This window comes from Mycolicibacterium palauense (genome assembly GCF_002592005.1).
GTDB lineage: Bacteria > Actinomycetota > Actinomycetes > Mycobacteriales > Mycobacteriaceae > Mycobacterium > Mycobacterium palauense.
Window position 1 is genome coordinate 62,362 of sequence record NZ_NVQF01000006.1, and the last position, 22,959, is coordinate 85,320.

Below are 22,959 nucleotides of genomic sequence, written 5' to 3' on the forward strand. Positions count from 1 at the left end.
GAACGCCAAAGGTAGGCATGGATGACCCCGAGGTCGACGCACCGAACACATGGAGGTCACCCAAGATCACCGGTCTCGCACCGCGACCCCCTCCACCCCCGCAGTACTGCCTCGGGACGCGGCTTGCGAAGCAGACCTTTTGCTTAGAAACGAGTTTCAACCAGATCGTGTTTCGAGTATCGGAGGCTCGTGCGGGTTGGAGTCCGGCGAAACATTGCAGCGACCCAGCTCGGCATGTTGGGAATTGGTGCCACGACCCTTCACTAGGTCAGTAGCTGTACGGATTGGCCGGAGGCTGAATCTGCTCGACCGCCGACACCTCGATATGAGGAGTGGTGCGCCGCGACGGATCGCTTTGGCCGTCAGGGATCTTGCCTTCGACCCGTACCCAGGCGCCGTCGGGTAGATCGGCAGCGACATCGCCTGCAGGGCCGTCGAGATCGATTCGGGCCAAGGAAGCGTCGGCGGCGCAGCAGAGGATGACGATGCGTCCGAGCTGGGTGTGGTCGCCGTCGGTCATGGTGAACCCGATGATGCTGATCAGCCGACCGTCGAGGGTGCCCGCGGAATCCTGGGCGATGCGTACCAGCACCTCAGGCAGTGCGAGCTCTGGGGCGCGCTCGGCCGGCAGCGCGGGAAACGGCCTGCGTAGCACCTCGGTCGACACTTCTCGCACGGCGGGTTTGGCGGTCTGTGGCCCGATCGCCGGCGGAACCACGAAACCCAACAGCGCAACCGGGAGGATCAGCAGCCACGCCACTCCGGATCGGTGGGCATGACCGTCTTCCGTGACGTGGCCACGGTGGACATCGCGGCCGATTGACACGAGCGCCAACACGATCAGCAGCACCGCAGATGCCACCAGCCATGGCAGCAACGACGGCTTCACATAACGGGCGAAGCTGCCGGTGATCGCGATGACCAGGGTGCACACCCCGACCAACAGCATCATCGCCGTCTCGGTTTCTCGGCTCATCGATTCCCCACCACCAACAGACCCACCCCGGTCGCCACCAGGATCGCGACCGCAAAGGTCAGCGGAGCGAAGCGCAGGGCGAAAGCGCGACCGAACATGCCGACCTGCATGGCGAACAGTTTGATGTCGATGGCCGGGCCGACCACAAGGAATACCAATCGCGGCACCAGCGGAAGCATCGACAGGCTGGCCGCGACAAACGCGTCAGCCTCCGAGCACAACGCCAAGACAACGGCGAGTATCGCCATGACCGCGATGCCCAGCACGAGCTGACCGGCCACGTGCTCATACACCCATGCCGGCACCACGATGTGCAGCGCCGCCGCAGCGGCGGCGCCGATCACCAAGTAGGAGGATGCCTGCAGGAAATCGTGGCGAGCAGCCTCGGTGAACACGGTCCAGCGGGCTTCGTCGGCCCCATGCAGATGTGGCATCCGGCGGGTGATCCAACGGAGCTGGCCGAATCGCGCCCACAGCGCTCCCATGATCAATGCCGTCAGTAAGGACGCGATGCAGCGCGCCACGACCATCCCCGGCTCGCCGGGGAAGGCGACGGCCGTCGATACCAGCACGACCGGGTTGATGGCGGGCGCAGCGAGCATGAAGGTCAACGCGGCGGCACCGACGGCGCCCTCTCCGAAAAGCCGACGGGCAATCGGAACCGAACCGCACTCACAGCCGGGTAGGACCGCACCGCCGACGCCGGCGGCCACGATCGCCGCACTGGGTCGGCGGGGCAGCCAGCGTGCCAGGCGGTCGGGGGTGACCCAGGCCGCGACCGCACCACTGACGAGCACGCCGAGGGCCAGGAACGGAATCGCCTGCACGAAGATCCCACAGAACACCGTCGCCGCGGTCGCGATGCCGGGCGTCCCCGCGACGAAACTCCGCAACGTCGATCCCGCGAGCGCCAGCCCGACGACCACGGCGACGAGGACCTGCATCGACCCCGGCCGGAAGCGCTGTGACTGAGTCTTCACCGTCACGGCGGCCATTGTGCCAGTCGCGGGTCCGAAAGTGATGTCTGGACATCGCAAGAGACCCGGGATGACTTGACCACCTCGCTGGTGACCGTCGCCGCGGCGCTCGGCCGTCGGAACGGTGGCCTACGGGTCCATTCGAGCAGAACCTCGAATGCCGACACGGATAGGTCGCGCCCATCTGCTTGCCTGATGAGGCGCTACCGGGCCGTCGCCGTGTTCGGCTCACGCCCCGCGAAGTCGCCAGCGCAGGCATCGGCGTGATGGGAGGGAAACAGCGCCTGGCTGAGCAGCCGGAGGACGTCCTGGTTGGCCGCTACGTAGTACACAAACGTGCCCTGCCGGGGGCGTTGACCAGGCCGGCCAATCGCAGCTTGGCCGGATGCTGGCTGACAACCGAGGGCGAGACCTGGTCCAGCGTGGCGATCAGCGCGGTTGCCTAGGCCAGGGGCATGGTGGCTCACTTTCGAATCGGCGCGTCGTGCTCCTGATTCGATGCTGTCAATGACACGTGGTGAGTGCTGGCAGACAACCTACGTGTCTCGCATCGCGCTCGATCTGCAGACCCGCCACGGTGCCCGAGGTCATGATCGGGTGGGCACTGACTCCGGGTTGGGAAACCGATCCGCCCAGGCCTCGGGGTCCAGCCCGGCTACGCCTATGACATAGGCGATGGCGTCGTACCAGCCCGCCGTCACCGTCAGTTCCAGAATCTCGCGAGTGTCGAACATCTTGCCGAGTTCGGCGAACAGGTCATCGGACATTGCGCTGGTGTCGGGCAGTTCGTCGGCCAGCGTCACCGTCGTGCTGCGTGCCACCCAGCGGGCGCATCCGCGCGGACAGATCCTCGTGATCGCGAACGCGCGCCAGGGGGGTGATGCCCGACCTGGGCGGCATCCACTTGTCCAGCAGTGCAGCGATATTGGGTTCGTACGGGGGTCCAACGGGGCTATACGCGCAGGACCTGTCACCCCGCCACCTCCTCGGTGCGCTTCGCCTTTCGAAGCCCGATGAGAAGCACACGGTCGGCGTGGCGACGGCTTTCATGAATGCGGAGTCGGCGCTCGACTGCTATCTATTGAGTTATGCGCATGTGATGATCTATAGTAAGGGCATGACAAGTACCGAGCACAAGACCCACAGCCACCCCGAGCATGTTCACGGGCCGAACTGCGGACATGAAGCCGTCCCGCATGGCGACCACGTGGACTATCTGCATGACGGACACCGCCACGCAGCTCACGGAGACCACTACGACGAGCATTGACCAACGATGGACACCGACCAACACCGAAGTCACTGATGCCGGCCACGCGAGTTGCGATGGTCGGCATCAGTTGTCGGGCGGGGGCACGGGAGTGGCCGTGGCAGTGGTGTCCGAGCGGGTCCTAGTTGGTGGCGATGGTGCGCCGGAGCTTGCCTGGCTCGAGGCAGAGCCGATCGGGCAGAGGCTCGCTTTCCCAGCGGCCTCGCTGCACCCAAGCGCGGACGTCGCGTAGATCGTCGGGGCTGTCGATCGCCCCGATCAATCGGGCCGGTCCCTGCGGAACGCGATCGGCTGAGCACGGCTGCAGCAATGCGATTCCGCCGCGGTGGTGTCGGGCTGGGCAGGTGAGATTGCCGAGTAGGCAGCTGGTGGTGACGAGCATGCCGCGGCGGGTGCTGCGGACAGTGGCTCGTAGTTGTTCGAGCATCGCCGGGCCCAGCGCCGACTGGCATCTGGTGCACAGCACCAGGGTGAACGGCCGGGCGGTGCCGTGCTGGGAGCGAGTCATGGGTTCTCTTGTGGGTTCGGCAGCGGTTAGCGGCCGCTGGCCTGACCGGGGTAGGGTAGCAAGGCCATTTCGCGGGCGTTCTTGATCGCCTGGGTGACGTGTCGCTGTTGCTGGACGGTGAGTCCGGTGACGCGCCGGGAGCGGATCTTGCCGCGTTCGGAGATGAACAGCCGCAGTGTCGGGGTGTCTTTGTAATCGACGGACGTCAGCCCGAGAGTCTTCATGAGGTTCTTCTTGGCCGTTATGGGCTTGTCGGGCGGGTTGTTGCGTCGAACCCGATTGGACTTGCTGGCCATGGTCACCAACTCGCTTTCCGGACGCCCGGCAGGTGGCCCTCGTGGGCCAGTTCGCGCACCCGCACACGGGAGAGCCCGAACTTGCGCAGGTGCCCGCGTGGTCGTCCGTCGATGGCGTCGCGGTTGCGAAGCCGCACGGGACTGGCGTCGCGCGGTTGGCGAGCAAGGGCCTGCTGGGCGGCGCTGCGCTGTTCGGGGGTGCTCCCGGGGGAGCGGATGACTGCCTTGAGTTCGGCGCGCCGCTCGGCGTAGCGGGCGACGGTGGCCGCGCGCTGCTGGTTCTTGACGATTTTGGATTTCTTGGCCATGGTCAGCGCTCCTCCCGGAAGTCGACGTGGCGACGCACGATGGGGTCGTATTTGCGCAGGACCAGACGATCGGGGTCGTTGCGGCGGTTCTTGCGGGTGGTGTAGGTGTAGCCGGTACCCGCTGTGGACCGTAGTTTCACGATCGGCCTGATGTCGGTGGTGCGCGCCATCAGATCTTCTGCCCGGCTCGGCGCAGGCGGGCCACGACGGCTTCGATGCCGTCGCGGTCGATCACCTTCATGCCCTTGGTGGACACCCGCAGCCGGATGCGGCGATCTTCTGAGGGCAGGTAGTACGTCCGTCGTTGGATGTTGGGAGTCCAACGACGACGGCTCTTGCGATGCGAGTGCGACACGGTGTTTCCGAACCCCGGTGCACGGCCGGTGACTTGACAATGGGCGGACAACGGAGCGCCTTCCTGGACCGGTGGGACTTATTGAGAATGGTTTTCGACAACTGCTGTGTAGCACTGTACCGTCAACAGCGCGTTATTGAAAACTGTTGTCGATAAGGAGGGGTGATGCGCACTCCGGTGATCGTGGTGACCGGTCAGGAGCACACCGCCGCCGTGACCGCTGAGCTGCTGGGCCAGCCCGGCACAGTGGCGATCGAGCACCGCTTCGACGGGCACGTGGTGTGTCGGCGCATGATGATGGGCAAGGACGGCATCGTGCGGACCGCGCAGACGGCGTTGGAGCTCGCGCATGGCTGCGTGTCGTGCACGATCCGCAACGATCTGTTGGTTCTGCTGCGCAAGGCGGCGCGTCGGCCGGAGGTCGAGCGCATCGTGGTTCATCTGCCGCCGTGGCTGGAGCCCGAGCCGATCTGCTGGGCGATCCGCCACGTCCGTGTCGAGCCGGGTCCGGGTTTCGAACCGGGTCCTGCCGCGCGCGATGTCGTGGTCGCCGCGGTGATCGCCGGTGTCGACTCCACGGTGTGGCTGGCCCAGGCGCTCGGGGACGAGGAGCTGCCCGACGGACGCACAGTGGCCCAGGCGGTGGTCGCCCAGGTCGAGTTCGCCGATGTGCTCGTCTGCAGCCAGCCCTCAGAGGACCTCCTGGCCGTGCTGTCTCGACTGAATCCTTCGGCGCGAGTCATCGCCAACGCCGACGTCGTCGGCAATGTGTTGCAGCGTCTGCCTGCCGGGGATGGGCGGGGCCGCGGTAAGGACCCCCATGGGCCCCTGCTGGCCGGCCAGCCGCCCCTCCATGCGGCCGGTGCGGTGCGGCTCCTGGAGTTTCAATCCCGGCGCCCGTTCCATCCCGACCGGCTTCACGAGGCACTAGACGTGTTGTTGGAGGGTGTGGTTCGCGCGCGGGGCCGGCTGTGGCTGGCCAGCAACGACCAGCAGGTGATGTGGCTGGAGTCGGCCGGCGGCGGGTTGCACGTCAGCTCGGCTGGGCCCTGGTTGGCGGCGATGAGCGCCTCGCGGCTGGCCTACACCGCCGCCGAGCGCCGGGCTCTGGCCGCCGCGTTGTGGGACGAGCGCCACGGAGATCGGCACAGCGCCCTGGTGGTGTTGGTGTGCGGCGCCGACCCCGACACGATTCGCTCGGCGCTGCGAGGCGCTTTGCTCACCGACGACGAGATGCGTAACCCCGCAACCTGGCCAGCCCTGCACGATCCATTCGGCGACTGGCATGAGGATCCCTGTGACGAACCAGCCCCGCTGCCCAGCGTCGCCGCCGATGAGACCACCGACAGTGAAGGAAGACAGCGTTGAAGCCCGGAATCCATCCCGACTACCACCCCGTTGTGTTCCAGGACGCCAACACCGGTGCCATGTTTCTGACCCGCTCGACCGCCACCAGCGACCGCACCATCGAATGGGACAGCGGTAGCGGGCCGCGCACCTACCCGCTGATCGTCGTCGAGATCAGCTCCGACTCGCACCCGGCCTGGACGGGACAGCGACGCATCGTCGACAGCGCCGGCCAGGTCGAGAAGTTCCACCGCCGCTACGGTCGGTCGACGTCAAAGGCGCCCGGGTCGCCGAGCCCCGGCACCCCCTCCTCGTGACGACGGCTCATCGCCCACCTCGCGAAGCGTCCGGCGGTTCCACTCTGGATACCGCTACGCCCGAGGGCAGTTGGCACCTGCGGGCGCGCTGCCGCGGGATGCCCGCGGAGGTCTTTTTCGCCGACGACCACCACCGCGGCCAGCGGCGCGTCGACCACGAGAACCACGCGAAATTCATCTGCGGGGGTTGTCCTGTGCAGTTTCAGTGCCGCACATACGCCATCAGTGTGCAAGAGCCGCATGGCATCTGGGGCGGCACCACACCGCGCGAACGGGCAGCGCTGCGGCGCTCCTCCGAACCGCAGCCAACAGGCCGAGATCCCGACCGGGGTGCGCGGGGTGTCTCATCTATTGGCTGACGGCTCGACGGACGATGCCGCGCAACGCGATTCACAAGGCTCGCCGCGAACTTGGACGGCAACGTCACGGGCTGTGATCGAGGGTGCGTCGCCAGTAGGAGATGGCGTTCGGATCGGCGCGGCCGTGCGGGTCGTCGCCGGCCAGAGCGAGGAGGGCGACCGACACCACACCCAATCCGGCGCCGGTGTCGTGGACAGCGTCCGCGAGGACGTTGAAGGCATGTTCCGGTGAACAGTGGGTGATCCAGACCAGCGCACCGACAGCCATATCGATCTCACGTCGAGTGGAATGCTCATCGGTGCGCCCCCGGTGCCTCACGCGACTCCTCCTGCATCGTAGGTCAATCGATGTCCGGCTGTCCGGGCGAGCCTGAGGCGGACCGGCGCTCTACTGGACCAATTACAGCGAGTGTTCCCGCAGGTGGCGCGTCTTGAGCTCGTCCAGTTCGGCCAGATGGCGGTCGTTGAGCTGGTGGTGCTCCTGTAGCAGGCGCTCGGAGAGCTTGCGGTGTTCGTCCATGTGCCGCGCGGCCAGCGACTCACGCTCGCTCAAGGGCACCTGACCGCGCTGAGCGATGTCGCGATGCTCGGCGAGATGCCGGTCGGCTAGAGCGCGGAACTCGGCGAGGTGGGCGTCTGCCAGCTCGCGATGCTCTCGCAGATGCGTCTCGGCCATCTTCTCGTGCTCGGCCAGATGCGCCGGTGCAGCCTCGGCGCTGCCTTTCGATGATGCAGACATCGGGCGGGTTCCTTTCGTGACGGTGAACTGCTTTCAGCACGGCCTTCGCGGTGTCGGCCCTGGTAGGGCAGCGCGGCCAGCGCTAAACGGGGTACACCAGTAATGATACTCAATATCAGTTACACTGTCGAAGTTAGGTTAGACGAAACTATCCTTTAGCAGCCGAGAAGATGGTGCCCAGACGCCGGAGAGGGATCTCACTCAACATGAAACATACGTTCCTCAGCAGGAGCTTCGCGGCCGTTTCGCTCGCCGCGGTCGTTGCCGCGGGCGGTTCCGCATGCTCATCGGACTCATCAGAGAAGCCCGCGGAACCCGGCGCCACCGGTGATGCGCTCACGGTCTTCGCCACCACGGGCTATCTTGGCGACGCCGTGAGCAACATCGCCCCCGATGCGGACGTCACCGTGATGGTCGGTCCGGGTGGGGATCCGCACACCTACCAGCCGACCACCCAGGACATCGAGAAGATCGGCGCAGCGGACCTCGTCGTGTGGAACGGGCTGCATCTGGAAGCGCAGATGATCAACGAGCTTGAGGCCCAGGGTGACCGGCAGATCGCCGCTGGGCAGGCGATCCCGAAGGATGAGCTGCTGCCGTGGCCCGAGCCCGGTCCCGGAGGTGAGCAGCTCTACGATCCGCACGTCTGGAACTCGCCGGGTAACTGGGAGATCGTGGTTGATGCGGTGGCCAAGAAGCTCGGCGAGGTCGATCCCGACGGAAAAGACACCTACGACAAGAACGCTGACGCGTACAAGAAGCAGATCGAGGAAGTCAACGACCACGCGAAATCCGAGTTCGAACCTATCCCGGTGCAGGATCGTGTCCTGATCACGGGCCACGACGCGTTCAACTACTACGGGCGTGACTACGATATCGACGTTCACGCCACGGATTTCGTCACCAGTGAAGCCCAGCTGTCCGCTCCGGAGCTGGCCGAACTGGCCGATCTGATCGTCGACCGGAAGGTCCCGGTGATCTTCCAGGACAATCTCGCCAACCCGCAGGCCATCGATGCCCTGAAGGAAGCCGTGCAGGCGAAGGGTTGGGACGTGACGGTGTCCGACGCGCCGCTGTACGCCGATTCGCTGGGCGAGGCCCCGCCGGTCGACACCTACCTGGGGGTGTTCACGCACAACACCGATCTCATCTCCGAGGCGATGACCCCGGCCCCGGTTTCCTGAGCCACCGAGCCACGGGAGATGACTGATGCACCGGCCTGCCGGGTCCGTAATCTGTCCGTCGCCTACGGAGATCGGTTGGTGGTCGACAACGCCAGCTTCGAGGTTGACCAGGGCGCGATCATGGCGGTCGTGGGACCCAACGGCGCGGGAAAGTCCACGCTCATCAAGGCCGCGATGGGTCTGCTACCTGCGAGCACCGGCGAGGTGGAGTTCTTCGGCCACCCCGTCGGTGCCGTCCGGGATCGAATCGCGTACATGTCGCAATTCAGCCAGGTTGACTGGGACTTTCCGATATCGGTCAAACATGTCGTCGCCCAGGGTGTCTATCCCCGGCTCGGCTGGTTCAAACGGTTCGCGGCGGCCCAGGAATCCATTGTCGAGCGCTCGCTGGATGCCGTCGGGCTGCCCGATCTGGCCAAGCGCCAGATCGGGGAGCTGTCCGGTGGTCAGCGCAAGCGTGTGTTCCTGGCGCGGGCGCTGGCCCAGCGTCCCGACCTCTATCTGCTCGACGAGCCGTACGCCGGTGTCGATGTGGTCAGCGCGCGGGCCATCGACACGGTGTTGGCCGACTTGGCCCGCGGCGGGGCCACGGTCGTCCTGGTGCACCATGAGCTGTCGACGGTTCGCAACGTCTGCAGCCATGTCACGTTGATCAACGAGTCGATCGTCGCCAGCGGGACGGTGGACGACGCCTTCGTCCCGGAAAATCTCAACGCCACATATGGCCTGCCGGTGACATGAGTCCGATCGCTTTCCTGCTTGAGTACACATTTCGGCAAACCGTCATCGGCACCGCATTGATCGGCCTCACCGCCGGAGCGCTGGGACCGTTTCTTTACCTTCGTGGCCAGTCGCTGCTCTCCGACGTCATCGGACATTCGGCTACCGGCGGTGTGATGGGCGCCTTCGTGGTGGCATCGGTGGCGTTGGGGGTCGATGGCAGGTCCATGCTCGCCATCATCATCGGTGCGCTGATCAGTGGCTTGCTGGCGGTGGTTCTGGTGCACAAGATTTCGACGACGACCACCCTCGGCGCCGACGCCGTGATGGCGGTGATGCTGTCGTTGTTCTTCGGCGGCGGCTTGGTCATCCTGCAGTGGATCCAGCGGTCCACCCTGCCGCAGAAAGGCGGCATCGAGAGCATCATGTTCGGCAACGCCGCCACACTGACCCGTGCCGATATCGTCACCGTCGCTGTGATCGCCGCTGCGATATTGCTGCAAACGCTGATCCTGTGGCGGCCGTTGGCGCTCTTGACCTTCGACTCCACCTACTCCGCCTCGGTTGGGCTCAACGTGGCCTGGCTGTCGCGGCTGCAGTTCGCGGCCATCGTTCTTGCCGCCGTGATGGGTATCAAAGCGGTCGGCTTGGTACTGATCATCGCCTTCACGATCATCCCGCCGGCCGCCGCGCGCCAGTGGTCGAACTCGTTGGCGACCATGGTCATGGTTTCGGGGGCGATCGGGGCTGGGTCTGCGATGGTGGGCAGCTACCTGTCCATCATGGCCCGGGCCCCCACGGGGCCGTTCATCGTCCTGGTTCTCACCGCGGCATTCGCAGCTTCCCTGGTCCTTTCGCCGAACCGCAACGTGTTCACCGCCATCCGGCGCCGACGCGCACGACTCGCGATGGCGACGAGGTCGGGTGATAGCCGGTGAGCTTCGCGGCGACTGTGGCGATGCTGGCTGCGATCACGGCGGTGTCCTGCGTCATCCCGGGTGTCGTCCTGGTGCTTCGCAGACAGTCGATGCTGACCGACGCGCTGGGGCACTCGGTGCTTCCCGGCATCGTGTTCGCCGCGGCGCTGGGGACGACGGCAATTACCTCGACCTGGATGTTGGTCGGCGCCGCGGTCACCGGAATGCTCGTCATCGGGTTGTCGGGGCTGCTGGGCAGATCGGGATTGGTGACCTCCGATGCCGCGCAAGGCCTGGTCTTCCCGGCCGCCTTCGCCCTCGGCCTCGTGCTGTTGTCGACCGCCCTGAAATCTGCCTATATCAACGATCATTCCGTCCTCGTTGGTGACCTCAACATCGCCGCGATGAACCATCTGGTGGTGGGCTCGGTCGATCTCGGCCCGTACCTCGCGTGGCGAATGGGCCTGGTGGGCCTTGGCTGTTTCGTGCTATTCGCCGCAATCAGCCGCCAGCTGGTCGTGGCCACGTTCGATCCCGAGTTCGCCCAAGCAGTCGGGCTCCGAACCCGGCTGCTGGATCTGTGCACGATGTTCGCGGTCGCCATCACGGTGGTGGTCGCATTCGATGCCGCCGGGGCGGTGCTGGTGATCGCCCTGGTGATCGTGCCGGCGGCGACCGCGATGCTGGTGACGGAGACGATCGCAGTCATGACCGCCGTCGCGGTGGTGGTGGCTCTGGTCGCCTCACAGCTGGGGTTCTGGTTTTCCTACCTGACCAACACCGCCACGTCGGCGATGATGGCCGTGGTCAACGGGCTGGTCTTCTGCGCCGTCTACGTCGGGACCCGGCTACGGGCGCGATGGCAGCGAACCGGACCACGGCCATCTGTCGGTCCCGCTCGTGCTGGGGGCGGTCTCGATGGCAGGGCTGGTGGTGCGGCTGGTGACCGTCGTGGTCGGGCCAGCGATGGATGTGGAGCTGTTCGTGATGCAGACGGGAATATTCGGACGGGTGCTCGCTAGCCGGCTCGCCCGGGCCACCTCCGTCGTCGCCGCCGCAGTGGCTGCGGTGACCGGGGCTGGATCTTGCTGGGAGGACGTGATGAATCGGGCGATAGAGAAAGCGCTGCTGCTGGTATAGGGATCGCGACGGCAATCACCACTCTCAGCACCGTCTGGATACATTGCAGCAGAATAGTGTTCATCGCAATGCCATGCTGGCCGGCGACCATCCCGCAACGGTTTGCACTGTCGCCGATGGTGGCAGGCGCTCACGGCAGTCTTGGTGCCAGGTGGAACCGGACCGCCACGCGATGCCTGCACGGCGCGATGTCTACTCCGTCTGCGGCTCGCTTCTGCGCTGCTCGTGCTGGCCCCGCTGCTCTTCCGGTCGACTCACACGCGGCCCACATCCGAACAACCGGAGTAGCAGCACCGCAGCCGTCGCGACACACGCGCCGCCAACGACGGCGAGGATCGACCCGCCCGGCAGGGTGTCGATAGTCAGGCGACCCACGCTCATCGCGAAAGCCACGATCGCGAGTAGCCCCGAAAGGCACCACAGTACCTTTCCGGCGGCCAACAACATCCGCCGCGGATGAGCCGTCAGTGCATCGATGGCGGTCGCCAGCGTCCCCGCAGCCAACAGCACTGCCGCGGTGATCACGATCTCATCGTCGATGAGCAAGTCGCGCTCCCCCCTTTCGGCTTGGGATCCGCGGAATAGGCAACGGACACCCACGCGGCTCAACGGCCCGTGACGTCTCCTCCCTCAGGTCGTTCGCGTGCGGCGCAGTCCTCGACCCGGCCGAGGCTGTCGCACGGATCTTCGTGCCACTCGCCGAACGGGTCGTCGTAGTCGGCCCACGCGCCGGGTTGGGACAGCTCGTCATCGGTGAGCAGCGCACATGACAGCACCCGGGTGATTTCGTCCGGGTCCGCACCGCATACGAGGGCCGTCAGCGAAATCTCGCGGTCGCCGAAATCCTCGTGCCACCGCAGACTAGCCAGCGCAACCCGATCGGCGTCAGCCTGCTCCCGCTCCTCGGATGACAAGCTGACCAGCCATGGCCCGCCGTGCCCCACCCTGAGCCCACCGCCCGCTGAATCCATCCAGATAACGGCGTCGGGTTGGCTCGCCAGCCACGCGCGTCCCTTGATTCGAACGACGCCGTCAAGCAACTTGTCGATGGCTAGGTGCAGACGCATCGGATGGAACGGGCGGTTCGCCTGGAACTCCACGATCTTGACGCTGCCATCGGCACCGAGCGGTGGTTCCCCGTCGAGCAGCGGTGCGTGCGGGTCGTACTCACGACCGCGCCGGCAGCGTGAATCCAGCGTGCCGAGGGCCGGGTCGACGCGATCGATGCCGACGACGATCGCTGCTCGAGGGGCGAGACGGCGCAACACGGCGTGCGTTTGAGGCTCCCGCGTGTCCAACGCAAGGATGTCGGCGAACTCGGCTTGCCCCACCACGACCTGGGCGACTGTCCGACTGTCGTCGAGTTCGTCGGCACTTAGCGCGCCGGCCAACCACTGAGAGGTCGCCACGGTACTGATCACCGCTTCGATCCGAACGTCCAGTGCGGCGGGACCGTCGAGGTACCCGGGCCCGACGTGCACCTCGACGTTGGTGATCGCCCAGCAGACAGGCTCGGGTTCGAGCCACGGCTCGAGGTGCACCACGATGCGGCTGACGTCCCCGCGGCAGTGCAGTCGGCGCAGCAGGGTGAGTAGGTCGTCGCGCATGGTGCAGTCGACGCAGCCGTTCACCAGCTCCATGGGCCATTCCGACGTGCGCGCCTGGTTCCCGGAGCGAATCCGCACCGACCGAACCACCACCTGCCCGTCATAGCGGTGTTGGACGACGAGAGTTCCGGGCTCCTGTAGCAGATGTTCACATACCTCGTCTGTCAGCTCCTGGCCAGCAACCACGATTACCGGTGTTCGATCCACAACGCACCTCAAACGAGAACCATTGTCATTAGTAGTCGGACATACCGTACCGAGAGATCGACGCGATGTCGAAACTGCCGGGCAATAGCGCTACACTTAATGACAATAGTTTTCAATAAGCTGCACTGGTGGGTTGCCGCGCTCCCCCATCCCGAGGAGGTTACCTTGCCCGATCCGCAGCAGTCGCTTCGATTCGAGGAGGGAGCGGGTTTCATCGCCGCCCTCGACCAGAGTGGCGGTAGCACCCCGAAAGCACTGCGCGACTACGGTATCGATCCATCTGCCTATTCGTCAGAGGCCGAAATGTTCGAACTGATCCACCAGGCGCGAGCGCGAATCATCACCAGCCCGGTCTTCACGAGCGACCGCGTGCTCGGCGCCATCCTGTTCGAGGGGACGCTTGACCGGCCGATCGGCGGTAAGGATGGGCTGACTGCCACCCAGAGCGACGAGGCGTTCAACGAGACGCTGTACGCCTCGGTCGAATCCATCTACCAAGCATCGGTTGCCTGAACCGATGACCACTCACGGTGGGCGACGGGGCTCGGACCGATGGTGACGGAGTCGGCGTGGCTGACTTCTTGATTCGCAATGCTCGGCTCGTCAACGAAGGCGTCGTCACGGAAGGTGACCTGCGCGTGCGCGGTGAGCGCATCCATACGATCGGGCGTGCGCTGCCCGGCCGCGCCAACGACCGCGTATTCGACGCCAACGGCAGCTGGCTGATGCCGGGGCTCATCGACGACCAGGTTCACTTCCGCGAGCCGGGGCTCGAACAAAAGGCAACGATCGCCACCGAGTCGCGCGCCGCGGTCGCGGGCGGCATCACCAGCTTCATGGAGATGCCAAACACACGCCCACCCACGGTGACGCTTGCGGCGCTCGAGGACAAGTACGCGCGAGCGGCGCGCAGTTCGCTTGCCAACTATGCGTTTTACCTCGGTGCAACGAACGGCAACATCAGGGTGATCCGTGGGTTCACTCACCAGGATGGCTGTGGCATCAAGGTTTTCATGGGGGCCTCGACCGGAGACATGCTCGTCGATAACCCCGCGGCCCTGGACACGATCTTCCGCGATGCCAACACCTTGATCGTCACGCACTGCGAGGACACACCCACTGTCGACACGAACCTCGCAATCGAGAAGGACCGCTTCGGCGACGCCCTGGACGCAACACGGCACCCGTATATCCGCACCACCGAGGCCTGCGTCAAGTCCACGCGGCTCGCTATGGAACTGGCGCGTAGGCACGATGCCCGCTTACATGTTCTGCACGTGTCCACCGCAGAGGAACTCGACCTGCTGCACCATGACCTACCGCTGGTACGTAAGCGCATCACTGCCGAAACGTGTGTGCATTTCCTGCATTTCGATGCCGACGACTATCCGCGTCTCGGTAACTTGATCAAGTGCAACCCCGCGGTGAAGTTTGTGCGGGACCGCAAGGCTCTAGTCGTCGCGCTGGCAAGTGGCACCCTCGACGTACTCGCCACCGACCATGCGCCACATACCCGCGAAGAGAAATCAGCCCCCTATCTGGAGGCCCCCGCGGGCTTACCCCTGGTACAGCACTGCCTGCAGGTGGCACTCGAGCGGGTCCTCGACGGCGCGCTGGACGTCGAAACGTTGGTCGAGCGCGCCTGCCATGCACCAGCGGTGCTCTTCGGCATCGCCGAGCGCGGCTTTCTGCGCGAGGGCGCCTACGCTGACCTGGTGTTGGTCGATCCGCGGAGGCCCCAGCGGATCGAGCCGAGGCGGCTGCTGTCCAAGTGCGGCTGGTCTCCGTTCGAGGGTGAAACCTTACGCAGCACGGTGGTTTCCACCTGGGTCAACGGACATCTGGCCTGGCACCAGGGCGTGCTCGATGATTCGGTGCTGGGAAAGCGACTGGTGATCGGGCGCGGGCGGTGGTAGGCGGTGTCCAGGAAGAAAGGATGGTCTGAATGAGCAAGGACAGCAAGAAGAGGCGAGATGCGAAGAAGAAGCTCCTCAAGAAGAGGAGTCCGGCGATCACCGCTCAAGTGGGCGCCGACTGCTGCACGCCGTGGGGCTGCTCCGACTCTGGCGCAACCATGAATATCGACCTGCGATCATTCGGCATGAACCGCTGATTCCCAGATCGGGGCTCGGCACGGGAATCCGCGAAATGACCACTGGTGATGGGGACTGGACGGACCCCGTGGCGGGAACCACTCGGTGAAAGCGACGTGACTGATCCGGCGAATGATCTTGTGCAGCTGCGCCGAACGCTGCACCGCATCCCCGAACTGAGCTATGGCGAGCGCGAGACGAGCCAGACCGTCATGGGATACGTGAGCCGCTACGCGACGTGCCGATCGGTCGCGAAGACCGGATTCATCGCCGACATCGGGCCAGCGACCGCATCGAAGACGTTGCTGCTACGGGCTGACATGGATGCGTTGCCCATCCACGAGGAAACAGGTCTGCCCTACGCGTCGACGAACCCGGGCCGCATGCACGCGTGCGGGCACGATGCCCATATGGCCGCACTCGCGGTCGCGGGTCGCTTGTTGGCGGAGGCGCCGCCCGTGGATGTGCGTGTGCGCTTGTTGTTCCAGCCCGCCGAAGAAGGCGGCGACGGAGCGCGTGCGTGCATCGACGAAGGCGCGCTCGAGGGTGTGGACGTCGCGTTCGGGATCCACGTCTGGAACGAGCTTCCGCTCGGCACCGTCGCACTCACCCGCGGCGGCATCATGGCCGGCGTCGTCGAGCTCGGCATCCGGGTGATCGGCGCCGGTGGCCACGGCGCCATGCCGCACCGCACCAAGGACCCTGTCGTCGCGGCGGCCCATCTGATCACCGCACTGCAGACCGTGGCGAGCCGCGCCATCGCGCCGGTCGATCCGGTCGTCGTGACGATCGGCAGCATCCACGGTGGCGACGGCTTCAATGTGATCCCCGGTGTGGTCGAACTGCGTGGGACCTGCCGCGGCTTCTCGGCGCAGGTCATCCAGGACACCGAGGACCAGATCAGGACAATCGCCGCGGGCATCGCGACGGCGACGGGCACACGCGTCGAGATCGACTGGCGGGTGTCGCCACGACCGACTGTCAACGATGTCCGAGTCGCCGATCTGGTCGAGACTGCGGTGACCGAACGCATGCGCGGCTTCACGCACGTGCTTGGCGATTACCGCACGATGGCCGGCGAGGACTTCGGCGAGATCCTCGCCGAAGTGCCCGGCTGCTTTGCGCTCGTCGGCAGCCAGAACGCTGCGCGGGGACTCGTCGAGTCACACCACTCGCCACATTTCGAGATCGACGAGGCTGCGCTCCAGCTCGTATGCGACCTGCATTGCGCCGTCGTCCACGAGTACGCCGACCACGGCCTCGCGTCGGACTAACTGTCCCGTTGTCGCACGCAGTGAAAGTCTGGGCAGTGAACATGTCCGGGCCCCGCACACCGGACCACTGCGAATGAGCTTTGTTTCATTGGCCCGTTCGTCGCCGTGCGCCCCACAGTCCGCGCTCCCGAAGGTGCTGTCGACCGCGGATAGGGATCAGCTCTGGTTTGCTTCGGCTCGACCTGCAGTGGGTGAGCCGGGCTGCTCATTGACCGTGTCATCGCCCAACAGTGCCTGGCACAGCACCTGTAACACGGTTTGGTCAGCTGCGGAGTAATAGACAAACGTGCCTTGGCGACGGCCCTTCACCAGGCCGGCAAGGCGCATCTTGGCCAGATGCTGGCTGACGACGGCCGAGGCGACCTCCGCCAGGTCAGCCAGGCATGCCACCGAGGATTCTCCCTGCAGAAGCGCCCACAAGATCTTGATCCGGGTTGGGTCACTGAGCATCCGGAACGACTCGACGGCATCGTTGACCTGCGCCTCGGTGGGCATCTCGAAGCCAGAAATCGACGTGTGCACAGTTCAAGGCCTTTCGCGTCTGCCTGCCTGTATGGCAGTCATGCTGACACTGCAGCTGCGGATATGCTAGCTTACTGAGAATCGTTTTCAATAATGCGGTGGCCTGTACAGCCGGGGAGGGCGTCAACGTGTCTGGCTTGGTCTATCCCGGTGGAGCGCGGGCACCCGTGGCATCCCGCCCCACACGTTGGGGCCGCACGCGTCCACGCCGCCCCTAGTCGCCTCCCCGGAAGGACATGATCATGGCCACCACGGTCGATGAGCGAGTTCCCGTCACCGTGATCACCGGTTTCCTCGGGTCGGGCAAGACGACCTTGGTCAACCGCATCCTCACCGAGCAGCACGGACGACGGATCGCCGTCATCGAGAACGAGTTCGGTGAGGTCGGTATCGATGACGCCCTGGTGCTCGACGCGGAAGAGGGAATCTTCGAGATGAACAACGGGTGCATCTGCTGCACCGTGCGCGGGGATCTGCTCCGCATCTTGGGCGCACTGATGCGCCGTCGGGACCGGTTCGACCAGATCCTCATCGAGACCACCGGTCTGGCCGACCCGGCGCCGGTCGTGCAGACGTTCTTCATCGATGATGAGATCCGCGATCGGCTGCGCCTTGATGCCATCGTCACCATGGTCGACGCCGCCCATGTCCTCGACCACCTAGATGAGGTGAAACCCGACGATATCGAGAACGAAGCCGTCGAGCAGGTCGCCTTCGCCGACAGGATGATCCTCAACAAGGTCGACCTGGTCGATGAGAAACACTTGGCCATCGTGGAAAACCGGTTGCGCGCTATCAACGGCGGCGCTGAGATCGTCCGTGCCCAGGATGCGAAGGTCGAGGTGGACCGGATCCTCGACGTGGCCGCCTTCGACCTGCAGCGGGTACTCACCGATGACCCGGCCTTCCTGGAACGGACCGACCATCACCACGATCAGACGGTCACCTCGGTCGGCCTTCAGATCGACGGCGATCTCGACATCGACAGGCTCAACGCATGGCTGGGCGACCTCCTGGGCTACCGGGGGGACGATATCTTCCGGAGTAAGGGGATTTTGGCGCTGGAAGGCCAAGAACGGCAATACGTCTTCCAGGGTGTGCACATGCTCTTCGACGACACTGAGGGCCGCGCTTGGAGTCCGGACGAATCACGGACCAACCGGATGGTGTTCATCGGTCGCAACCTCGACCGCGCGGAACTAGAGGACGGTTTCCGGGCCTGCCTGGTCAACCCGTGACTCCGGCCACCACCGCGCAGAACATCTGGCCGGCGGCGTTTCGGCTGACACGTTTGATCTGAGGTCGCGGTCGCACCCGGTACGGCGTGGGGGCGGAAATCAGTAGCCGCCGGCGATCCCTTTACTCGCCTCTGCCACCGCGTCGTGGGCGTGCAGGCTCTCAAGGTGAGAAACACGCACATGGAAGTCGGCGATGTTGTCGTCCGCGTCGAGTGCGGCCTGGACTCGACGCGCCGCGTCCTCGCAGAACATCAGGTTCGCGCCATTGAGCAGCGCAAAGGCCTGCTCATCCTCGCGCTTCACCGCGCCCTGTACTGGAGTGGCCAACGCACGTTCGACCCGGTCGATCATCTCGACCAGAGGCAACCCCTGGACTGACTCCGCCAGGCGTGCCTGCACCTGCGCGACACTGCGCTGCGAGTGTGGAGTAGCGCAAATCCCGCGATGGCTGCCCAACCAGGCGCGCACCGCGTCGTGGTCCAATGGCTGACCCGACGGGAAATCCCGGAGGAACGCGTCTTGGATCTCCTGGCGTGCCAGCGCGGCGGAGGCGGGGCAGGTCGAGGAATACGCTACTTCGACGCTCAGCCTTGCCGTGAACTGTCCACGCTCGAGCACGCCTTCGACCGTGACCGGGTAGTTGCGCCAGCCGCTGTGCCGGCTGCGCAGTGCGGCCCTGCGCAGCATGAGCGGGAAGCTCGCGCGAAGCAGAGCGTGGTCGGAAAGCCGGGCGTGCGACTCCAGGAACTCGCCCAGCAGGTGTCGCAGCGAACGCTGCGACAGCGGCTCTGCCGTCAGCACCCGATCCACGTGCAGATAGAGGCGCGACATGTGGATACCTCGTGCACTCGGTTTGGCGAGATTGACCGCCGCGCGCACGCGCGCGGGGATCGCTAGGGCGTCGGCAGCGTCGTCGAGTCGCAGCGGCATCGCAATCTCGTCCATTCCAACCCAGTCGAGATGGCCCGTGGTAAACGGGCCATCGTCGGTCGCCACGTCGGGCATCGTGCGCACGATTCTCACATTCACAGGATGAGGTTCCTTGGAGTAGCTGTGGCGGACAACTGCCCCGTCACGCAAGCCGCCACGACATGATTCAAGCATGCGGCGCGTAGACTTCGGGGGCCCGAACACGACCGACCGCATCCGATTCACTCATTCGCATGTGCTTCTGCGACCGTCTTTTTCACAGCACTCACCTTCGTCTTCGCACCCGTCCTCGCGGACGAAGTTCGGCGCGCAGCACGCATCGCCCTTCCATGCGTTGATGCCCTCGCGAACGGCGATGCCCGCAATCACCAAGGCCGCAAGCGGATCTGCCCACACCCACCCGAACAGACTGTTGAGGACAAGGCCCACCAGCAGCACCGCGGACAGGTAGGTGCACAGCAGCGTCTGTTTGGAATCAGCCACCGCACTCAGGGAACCCAGTTCACGCCCCGCCCGCCGCTGCGCCCAGGACAGAACCGGCATGATCACCAAACTTGCTGCCGCCAAGCCGATCCCGATCGAAGAGTGCCGGGCATGGTCACCAAGTCCGACCAAGGACAGGCTCGCGTTCACGGTCACATAGAGGGCCAGAGCGAAGAACGAGAACGCGATGATTCTCAACGCGATCTTCTCGCGACGCTCGGGGTCGTTGCTGGCGAACTGCCACGCGACCGCGGCCGCCGAAGACACCTCGATGACCGAGTCGAGTCCGAAACCGATCAGGGCCACCGAGGAGACCCGGGCACCCTCACCGAGCGCGATGATCGCTTCAAGGACGTTGTAGCTGATCGTGGCGGCCACGAACCAGCGGATGCGTCGCTGCAACAGTCGACGGCGGTCGCTGTGCAGAGCAGGCTGGCCCACCGCGGGTATGCCGAGTCCGGAAGCCATCAGCAGCAGTCCCGATCTTCGGTGGCGCCACAGCAGGTCGGATCGACCGCCACAACCAGGCCCAGTAGGTCCTCAAGGGCGTGCGCGATTCGTGGATCTGCCAACTCGTACCGTGTGCGGCGACCTTCCGGTACGGCGACCACCAGACCGCAGCCACGCAGACAGGCGAGGTGATTCGACAGCGCCTGCCTGGAAACTCCGATGGCCTCTGCAAGCTCCGACGGGTAGGCGGCCCCGACTCGCAACGAGAGCAGTATCTGCGTCCGTGTCGAGTCGGACAGGGCGTACCCGAACCTGGTGAGCGCGTCGCGGGCGGCTACGAGGGTCTCCATACCACAAACAGTACATGAAGCCATGAATACATGATTGGCTTTATCGTGTGGACTTGCACTGCGCACACTGGCCGTCGTGCAGACGGCGCCCGATCAAATACTGAGTTGCCGCAGCTGCTGCAGACGTCGCATCCCCGCGGCGGCCACTCGCGGCGGCGCCGGGCGCAGCGCCGCCGCGAGACGGGCACGGACGTTGTCGGCGTCGAAACCGGTGCCGATGGCGACGAGGTGGGTGGTCCGCGCGCGGGTGGGAGCGGTCATCACATGGGCTGACGTGCCGACGACGTTGACGAGGTAGTGGCGGGTGCCGACCGCGACGGTGCCCTTCATCCGGTAGACGCCCGGCGGCGGTTGCTCGAGCAGGTCAACGAGGGCGCCGGGGTCGACGGTGCCCTCGCTGAACACGGTGACCGATTCGGCATGCACGTGGTCGTGGTGCCCCTCGTGCGCGGCAACGGCCTCATCGACAAGCAGCTCCCGAAACGACAATTGGCCGGCCTGTTCGCCATCATCGGTGACGTCGTAGAGCAGTCGGGGATCCAGGCGTCCCGCGACCACGCCGACGACGTGTGCATCCGGGTTCTGCTCGTGTACGCGGGCCTCGACTCGACGAAAGGTGTCCTCGCGCGCGTCACCGGCGATCCGGTCCAACTTGTTGACCACGACCAGGGAGGTCGCGCCGTAGCGCGCCGGTGGAATGTCCACCGTGTCGACGGTGTCGAAGTGCTCGACCGCATCGATGACATCGACAACACCGCCGTGGCGGATCCGGTCCACGCCACTGAACCGGATGATTCGCGACACCGCCCCCGGGTCGGCGACTCCGCTCGCTTCGACGATGATCGCGTCCAGTGCCAGCCTCGGGTCGGTCAGCTTCTCCAACGCCTCATCGAGCCCGCCTTCGTCAGGCAGGTGGCAGATGCATCCGCCGGTGATCGACATCGGTTCGTCGACCTGACCGGTGACCAGGCCGGCATCGACGTTGAGTTCTCCAAAGTCGTTGATGACGACCCCGATGCGTGCTCCCGGTGTTCGCAGGACGTGGTTGAGCAGCGTCGTCTTTCCTGACCCGAGGTAACCGGTGAGGGCGATGACGGGAATGGCGGGGATGTTTCGATCGGCCATCCTCATACCCCCGGTCAGTGCGAATGGCTGTGTGTCACACCCCACGTGGGCAGCGGATCAGGATAGCCGAGCCACGCGTCCCGCTCAGCTGACAGCTCGGCATCGGTGAGCAGCGCCTCGGTCAGCAGTCGGTGCACCCTGTCATGATCGAGCTTGACGCCGATGAACACGATCTCCTGGCCGGGTGCGATCTCGGTGCTCGACCAGTACTGGGCCGGTTCGATCACCAAATTGGGTCCTGCCTGCGACCAGATCGCGGCGATGGTCGGTCGGCTGGCGATCCAGCAGAACCCCTTGCTGCGCAGGATTCTGGTCATCTGCGCGAGGGCGTCGGCCAGGCGCTGTGGATGAAACGGCCGGTCGGACCGGAACGTCATCGAGCTAATGCCGAACTCTTCGGTCTCCGGGGCGTGCCCGTCGGCGATCTCCTCGTCCCAACCGGGCGCGTTCGCCGCGACGATGGGGTCGAACAGACCGGTGTCGAGGACGTCGCCGATGTCCACAACCCCGTGATCAGCCCGGATCGTCTTCGCGGTGGGATTCAAGCGGCGGACCAGCGTCTCCACCGTGCCCAACGTGGCGGCACTGACCAGGTCTGTCTTGTTGAGCAGGATGACGTCGGCAAACTCCACCTGGTCGACCAGAAGGTCTGCAACGCTGCGGGCATCACCCTCGCCGGCGCTCATCTCCCGCTGGGCCAGCGCTTCACCCCGGGCGATTTCGGAGAGGAATGTCGAGCAGTCCACCACGGTGACGAGGGTGTCGAGCCGAGCGAGCTGGGCGAGGCTCGAGCCGTCCTCGAACTCCCAGCTGAACGTCGCGGCCACGGGCATCGGCTCGGAGATGCCGGTCGATTCGATGACGAGCTGATCGAATCGCTGTTGGCGGGCCAGCGCGCCGACGGCGTCGATGAGGTCCTCACGCAGCGTGCAGCAGATGCAGCCGTTGGTCAGCTCGATGAGCTTCTCTTGCGTCCGGTCGAGATGGCCCTGGCCGGCGATCAGGGCGGCGTCGACATTCACCTCGCTCATGTCGTTCACGATCACGGCAACTCGGCGGCCCTCGCGATTGGCGAGGATGTGGTTAAGCAGCGTGGTCTTGCCGGCGCCGAGGAACCCGGAAAGAACGGTCACAGGGAACAGCGGTGGGGATGCAGGCATACTTTAATGATAATCATTGTCAATAATGGTGAGTCAACCGCGGCCTTATTGCTACGGGGCCGCGGTCTCGCAGCACGCGGCCGGGGCCGGGCGCTCAGGCGTGCCCG

Annotated in this window: 30 protein-coding genes and 1 pseudogene; 13 read left to right on the forward strand and 18 right to left on the reverse strand. The window is 65.3% G+C overall.

Going from position 1 to position 22,959, the window contains the following annotated elements; translation table 11 throughout:
* Positions 1-268: 268 nt before the first annotated feature.
* The 3 genes from CSR00_RS04060 to CSR00_RS04070 all read right to left on the reverse strand — a co-directional run bounded on the left by CSR00_RS04060 (position 269) and on the right by CSR00_RS04070 (position 2,774).
* A complete protein-coding gene (locus CSR00_RS04060) occupies positions 269-976 on the reverse strand; it encodes a TIGR03943 family putative permease subunit (protein ID WP_099021123.1) in 708 nt (235 codons plus the stop codon).
* Positions 973-1,971: a permease gene (locus tag CSR00_RS04065; RefSeq protein ID WP_099021124.1), complete on the reverse strand. Its 999-nt coding sequence runs from the start codon at positions 1,969-1,971 to the stop codon at positions 973-975. Before CSR00_RS04065 ends, CSR00_RS04060 begins: the two co-directional genes overlap by 4 nt.
* Positions 1,972-2,540: 569 nt before the next feature.
* On the reverse strand, positions 2,541-2,774 hold the full coding sequence (locus CSR00_RS04070; protein ID WP_099021125.1) for a carboxymuconolactone decarboxylase family protein: 234 nt from the start codon (positions 2,772-2,774) through the stop codon (positions 2,541-2,543).
* 59 nt (positions 2,775-2,833) lie between these two features.
* On the opposite strand from CSR00_RS04070, the gene CSR00_RS31730 reads away from it, so the two are divergent.
* Positions 2,834-3,223 carry a hypothetical protein gene (locus CSR00_RS31730; RefSeq protein ID WP_407662393.1) on the forward strand — a complete coding sequence of 130 codons (390 nt, stop codon included), beginning with the start codon at positions 2,834-2,836 and terminating at the stop codon, positions 3,221-3,223.
* Positions 3,224-3,344: 121 nt separating this feature from the next.
* Here CSR00_RS31730 and CSR00_RS29985 read toward each other — a convergent pair whose 3' ends face one another.
* From CSR00_RS29985 to rpmB, 5 genes are read right to left on the reverse strand one after another with little or no spacing between them, the layout of a single operon-like run.
* Positions 3,345-3,731 carry a hypothetical protein gene (locus CSR00_RS29985; protein WP_141564259.1) on the reverse strand — a complete coding sequence of 129 codons (387 nt, stop codon included), beginning with the start codon at positions 3,729-3,731 and terminating at the stop codon, positions 3,345-3,347.
* A 26-nt stretch (positions 3,732-3,757) separates the two neighbouring features.
* Positions 3,758-4,027, reverse strand: a complete 270-nt coding sequence (gene rpsR / locus CSR00_RS04080; RefSeq protein WP_099021126.1) for a 30S ribosomal protein S18 — start codon at positions 4,025-4,027, stop codon at positions 3,758-3,760.
* Between the two features lie 2 nt (positions 4,028-4,029).
* Positions 4,030-4,335 carry a 30S ribosomal protein S14 gene (gene rpsN, locus CSR00_RS04085; RefSeq protein WP_099021127.1) on the reverse strand — a complete coding sequence of 102 codons (306 nt, stop codon included), beginning with the start codon at positions 4,333-4,335 and terminating at the stop codon, positions 4,030-4,032.
* A gap of 2 nt (positions 4,336-4,337) precedes the next feature.
* Positions 4,338-4,505, reverse strand: coding sequence for a 50S ribosomal protein L33 (gene rpmG / locus CSR00_RS04090; RefSeq protein ID WP_099021128.1), 168 nt, complete (start codon positions 4,503-4,505; stop codon positions 4,338-4,340).
* On the reverse strand, positions 4,505-4,741 hold the full coding sequence (gene rpmB, locus CSR00_RS04095) for a 50S ribosomal protein L28 (RefSeq protein WP_099021129.1): 237 nt from the start codon (positions 4,739-4,741) through the stop codon (positions 4,505-4,507). The genes rpmG and rpmB overlap by 1 nt, the downstream gene beginning before the upstream one ends.
* A 114-nt stretch (positions 4,742-4,855) precedes the next feature.
* On the opposite strand from rpmB, the gene mrf (CSR00_RS04100) reads away from it, so the two are divergent.
* The 3 genes from mrf (CSR00_RS04100) to CSR00_RS04110 are packed head-to-tail and all read left to right on the forward strand — an operon-like array spanning position 4,856 to position 6,713.
* Positions 4,856-6,058: a ribosome hibernation factor-recruiting GTPase MRF gene (gene mrf / locus CSR00_RS04100; RefSeq protein WP_099021130.1), complete on the forward strand. Its 1,203-nt coding sequence runs from the start codon at positions 4,856-4,858 to the stop codon at positions 6,056-6,058.
* Positions 6,055-6,354: a type B 50S ribosomal protein L31 gene (locus CSR00_RS04105; protein WP_099021131.1), complete on the forward strand. Its 300-nt coding sequence runs from the start codon at positions 6,055-6,057 to the stop codon at positions 6,352-6,354. Before mrf (CSR00_RS04100) ends, CSR00_RS04105 begins: the two co-directional genes overlap by 4 nt.
* The gene (locus CSR00_RS04110) at positions 6,351-6,713 is read left to right on the forward strand and encodes a WhiB family transcriptional regulator (RefSeq protein WP_281259665.1); all 363 of its coding nucleotides are present in this window, start codon (positions 6,351-6,353) and stop codon (positions 6,711-6,713) included. Before CSR00_RS04105 ends, CSR00_RS04110 begins: the two co-directional genes overlap by 4 nt.
* A gap of 64 nt (positions 6,714-6,777) precedes the next feature.
* Here CSR00_RS04110 and CSR00_RS04115 read toward each other — a convergent pair whose 3' ends face one another.
* Complete coding sequence (locus tag CSR00_RS04115) at positions 6,778-6,981, reverse strand: hypothetical protein (RefSeq protein ID WP_099021132.1); 204 nt, start codon at positions 6,979-6,981, stop codon at positions 6,778-6,780.
* Between the two features lie 132 nt (positions 6,982-7,113).
* Positions 7,114-7,452, reverse strand: coding sequence for a hypothetical protein (locus CSR00_RS04120; RefSeq protein WP_099021133.1), 339 nt, complete (start codon positions 7,450-7,452; stop codon positions 7,114-7,116).
* A gap of 206 nt (positions 7,453-7,658) precedes the next feature.
* Between CSR00_RS04120 and CSR00_RS04125 the strand changes: the two genes are divergently transcribed.
* From CSR00_RS04125 to CSR00_RS04140, 4 genes are read left to right on the forward strand one after another with little or no spacing between them, the layout of a single operon-like run.
* Complete coding sequence (locus CSR00_RS04125; RefSeq protein WP_099021134.1) at positions 7,659-8,636, forward strand: metal ABC transporter substrate-binding protein; 978 nt, start codon at positions 7,659-7,661, stop codon at positions 8,634-8,636.
* A gap of 18 nt (positions 8,637-8,654) precedes the next feature.
* On the forward strand, positions 8,655-9,377 hold the full coding sequence (locus CSR00_RS04130; protein WP_099021135.1) for a metal ABC transporter ATP-binding protein: 723 nt from the start codon (positions 8,655-8,657) through the stop codon (positions 9,375-9,377).
* The gene (locus CSR00_RS04135; protein ID WP_099021136.1) at positions 9,374-10,294 is read left to right on the forward strand and encodes a metal ABC transporter permease; all 921 of its coding nucleotides are present in this window, start codon (positions 9,374-9,376) and stop codon (positions 10,292-10,294) included. The genes CSR00_RS04130 and CSR00_RS04135 overlap by 4 nt, the downstream gene beginning before the upstream one ends.
* A gap of 20 nt (positions 10,295-10,314) precedes the next feature.
* Positions 10,315-11,295, forward strand: coding sequence for a metal ABC transporter permease (locus CSR00_RS04140; RefSeq protein WP_245905830.1), 981 nt, complete (start codon positions 10,315-10,317; stop codon positions 11,293-11,295).
* Positions 11,296-11,605: 310 nt separating this feature from the next.
* Here CSR00_RS04140 and CSR00_RS04145 read toward each other — a convergent pair whose 3' ends face one another.
* Together CSR00_RS04145 and mrf (CSR00_RS04150) are read right to left on the reverse strand one after the other, a co-directional pair.
* The gene (locus CSR00_RS04145; RefSeq protein ID WP_141564260.1) at positions 11,606-11,959 is read right to left on the reverse strand and encodes a hypothetical protein; all 354 of its coding nucleotides are present in this window, start codon (positions 11,957-11,959) and stop codon (positions 11,606-11,608) included.
* 59 nt (positions 11,960-12,018) lie between these two features.
* The gene (mrf, locus tag CSR00_RS04150) at positions 12,019-13,227 is read right to left on the reverse strand and encodes a ribosome hibernation factor-recruiting GTPase MRF (RefSeq protein ID WP_099021139.1); all 1,209 of its coding nucleotides are present in this window, start codon (positions 13,225-13,227) and stop codon (positions 12,019-12,021) included.
* Positions 13,228-13,392: 165 nt separating this feature from the next.
* Here mrf (CSR00_RS04150) and CSR00_RS04155 point away from each other — a divergent pair.
* The 4 genes and pseudogenes from CSR00_RS04155 to CSR00_RS04165 form a co-directional block, all read left to right on the forward strand.
* A pseudogene (locus tag CSR00_RS04155) lies at positions 13,393-13,662 on the forward strand (fructose bisphosphate aldolase); the annotation flags it as partial.
* Positions 13,663-13,796: 134 nt separating this feature from the next.
* Entirely contained in the window at positions 13,797-15,143 is a 1,347-nt protein-coding gene (locus CSR00_RS04160) for a dihydroorotase (RefSeq protein WP_099021172.1), read from the forward strand.
* A 29-nt stretch (positions 15,144-15,172) separates the two neighbouring features.
* Entirely contained in the window at positions 15,173-15,340 is a 168-nt protein-coding gene (locus tag CSR00_RS30545; RefSeq protein ID WP_176561893.1) for a hypothetical protein, read from the forward strand.
* Positions 15,341-15,436: 96 nt separating this feature from the next.
* Entirely contained in the window at positions 15,437-16,594 is a 1,158-nt protein-coding gene (locus CSR00_RS04165; protein ID WP_176561894.1) for a M20 metallopeptidase family protein, read from the forward strand.
* A gap of 156 nt (positions 16,595-16,750) precedes the next feature.
* Here CSR00_RS04165 and CSR00_RS04170 read toward each other — a convergent pair whose 3' ends face one another.
* On the reverse strand, positions 16,751-17,116 hold the full coding sequence (locus CSR00_RS04170) for an ArsR/SmtB family transcription factor (RefSeq protein WP_099021141.1): 366 nt from the start codon (positions 17,114-17,116) through the stop codon (positions 16,751-16,753).
* A gap of 242 nt (positions 17,117-17,358) precedes the next feature.
* Between CSR00_RS04170 and CSR00_RS04175 the strand changes: the two genes are divergently transcribed.
* Positions 17,359-18,354 (forward strand): CobW family GTP-binding protein, encoded by a 996-nt coding sequence (locus tag CSR00_RS04175; protein ID WP_099021173.1) that lies wholly within the window; start codon positions 17,359-17,361, stop codon positions 18,352-18,354.
* A gap of 99 nt (positions 18,355-18,453) precedes the next feature.
* Here CSR00_RS04175 and folE2 read toward each other — a convergent pair whose 3' ends face one another.
* From folE2 to CSR00_RS04200, 5 genes are all read right to left on the reverse strand, one after another.
* Positions 18,454-19,350 carry a GTP cyclohydrolase FolE2 gene (gene folE2 / locus CSR00_RS04180; RefSeq protein ID WP_218014413.1) on the reverse strand — a complete coding sequence of 299 codons (897 nt, stop codon included), beginning with the start codon at positions 19,348-19,350 and terminating at the stop codon, positions 18,454-18,456.
* A gap of 159 nt (positions 19,351-19,509) precedes the next feature.
* Positions 19,510-20,235 (reverse strand): cation efflux transmembrane domain-containing protein, encoded by a 726-nt coding sequence (locus tag CSR00_RS04185; protein ID WP_099021142.1) that lies wholly within the window; start codon positions 20,233-20,235, stop codon positions 19,510-19,512.
* A complete protein-coding gene (locus CSR00_RS04190) occupies positions 20,235-20,567 on the reverse strand; it encodes an ArsR/SmtB family transcription factor (protein ID WP_099021143.1) in 333 nt (110 codons plus the stop codon). Before CSR00_RS04190 ends, CSR00_RS04185 begins: the two co-directional genes overlap by 1 nt.
* A 93-nt stretch (positions 20,568-20,660) precedes the next feature.
* On the reverse strand, positions 20,661-21,692 hold the full coding sequence (locus tag CSR00_RS04195; protein WP_245905826.1) for a CobW family GTP-binding protein: 1,032 nt from the start codon (positions 21,690-21,692) through the stop codon (positions 20,661-20,663).
* 14 nt (positions 21,693-21,706) lie between these two features.
* Positions 21,707-22,852, reverse strand: coding sequence for a GTP-binding protein (locus CSR00_RS04200; protein ID WP_099021144.1), 1,146 nt, complete (start codon positions 22,850-22,852; stop codon positions 21,707-21,709).
* Positions 22,853-22,959: the final 107 nt, after the last annotated feature.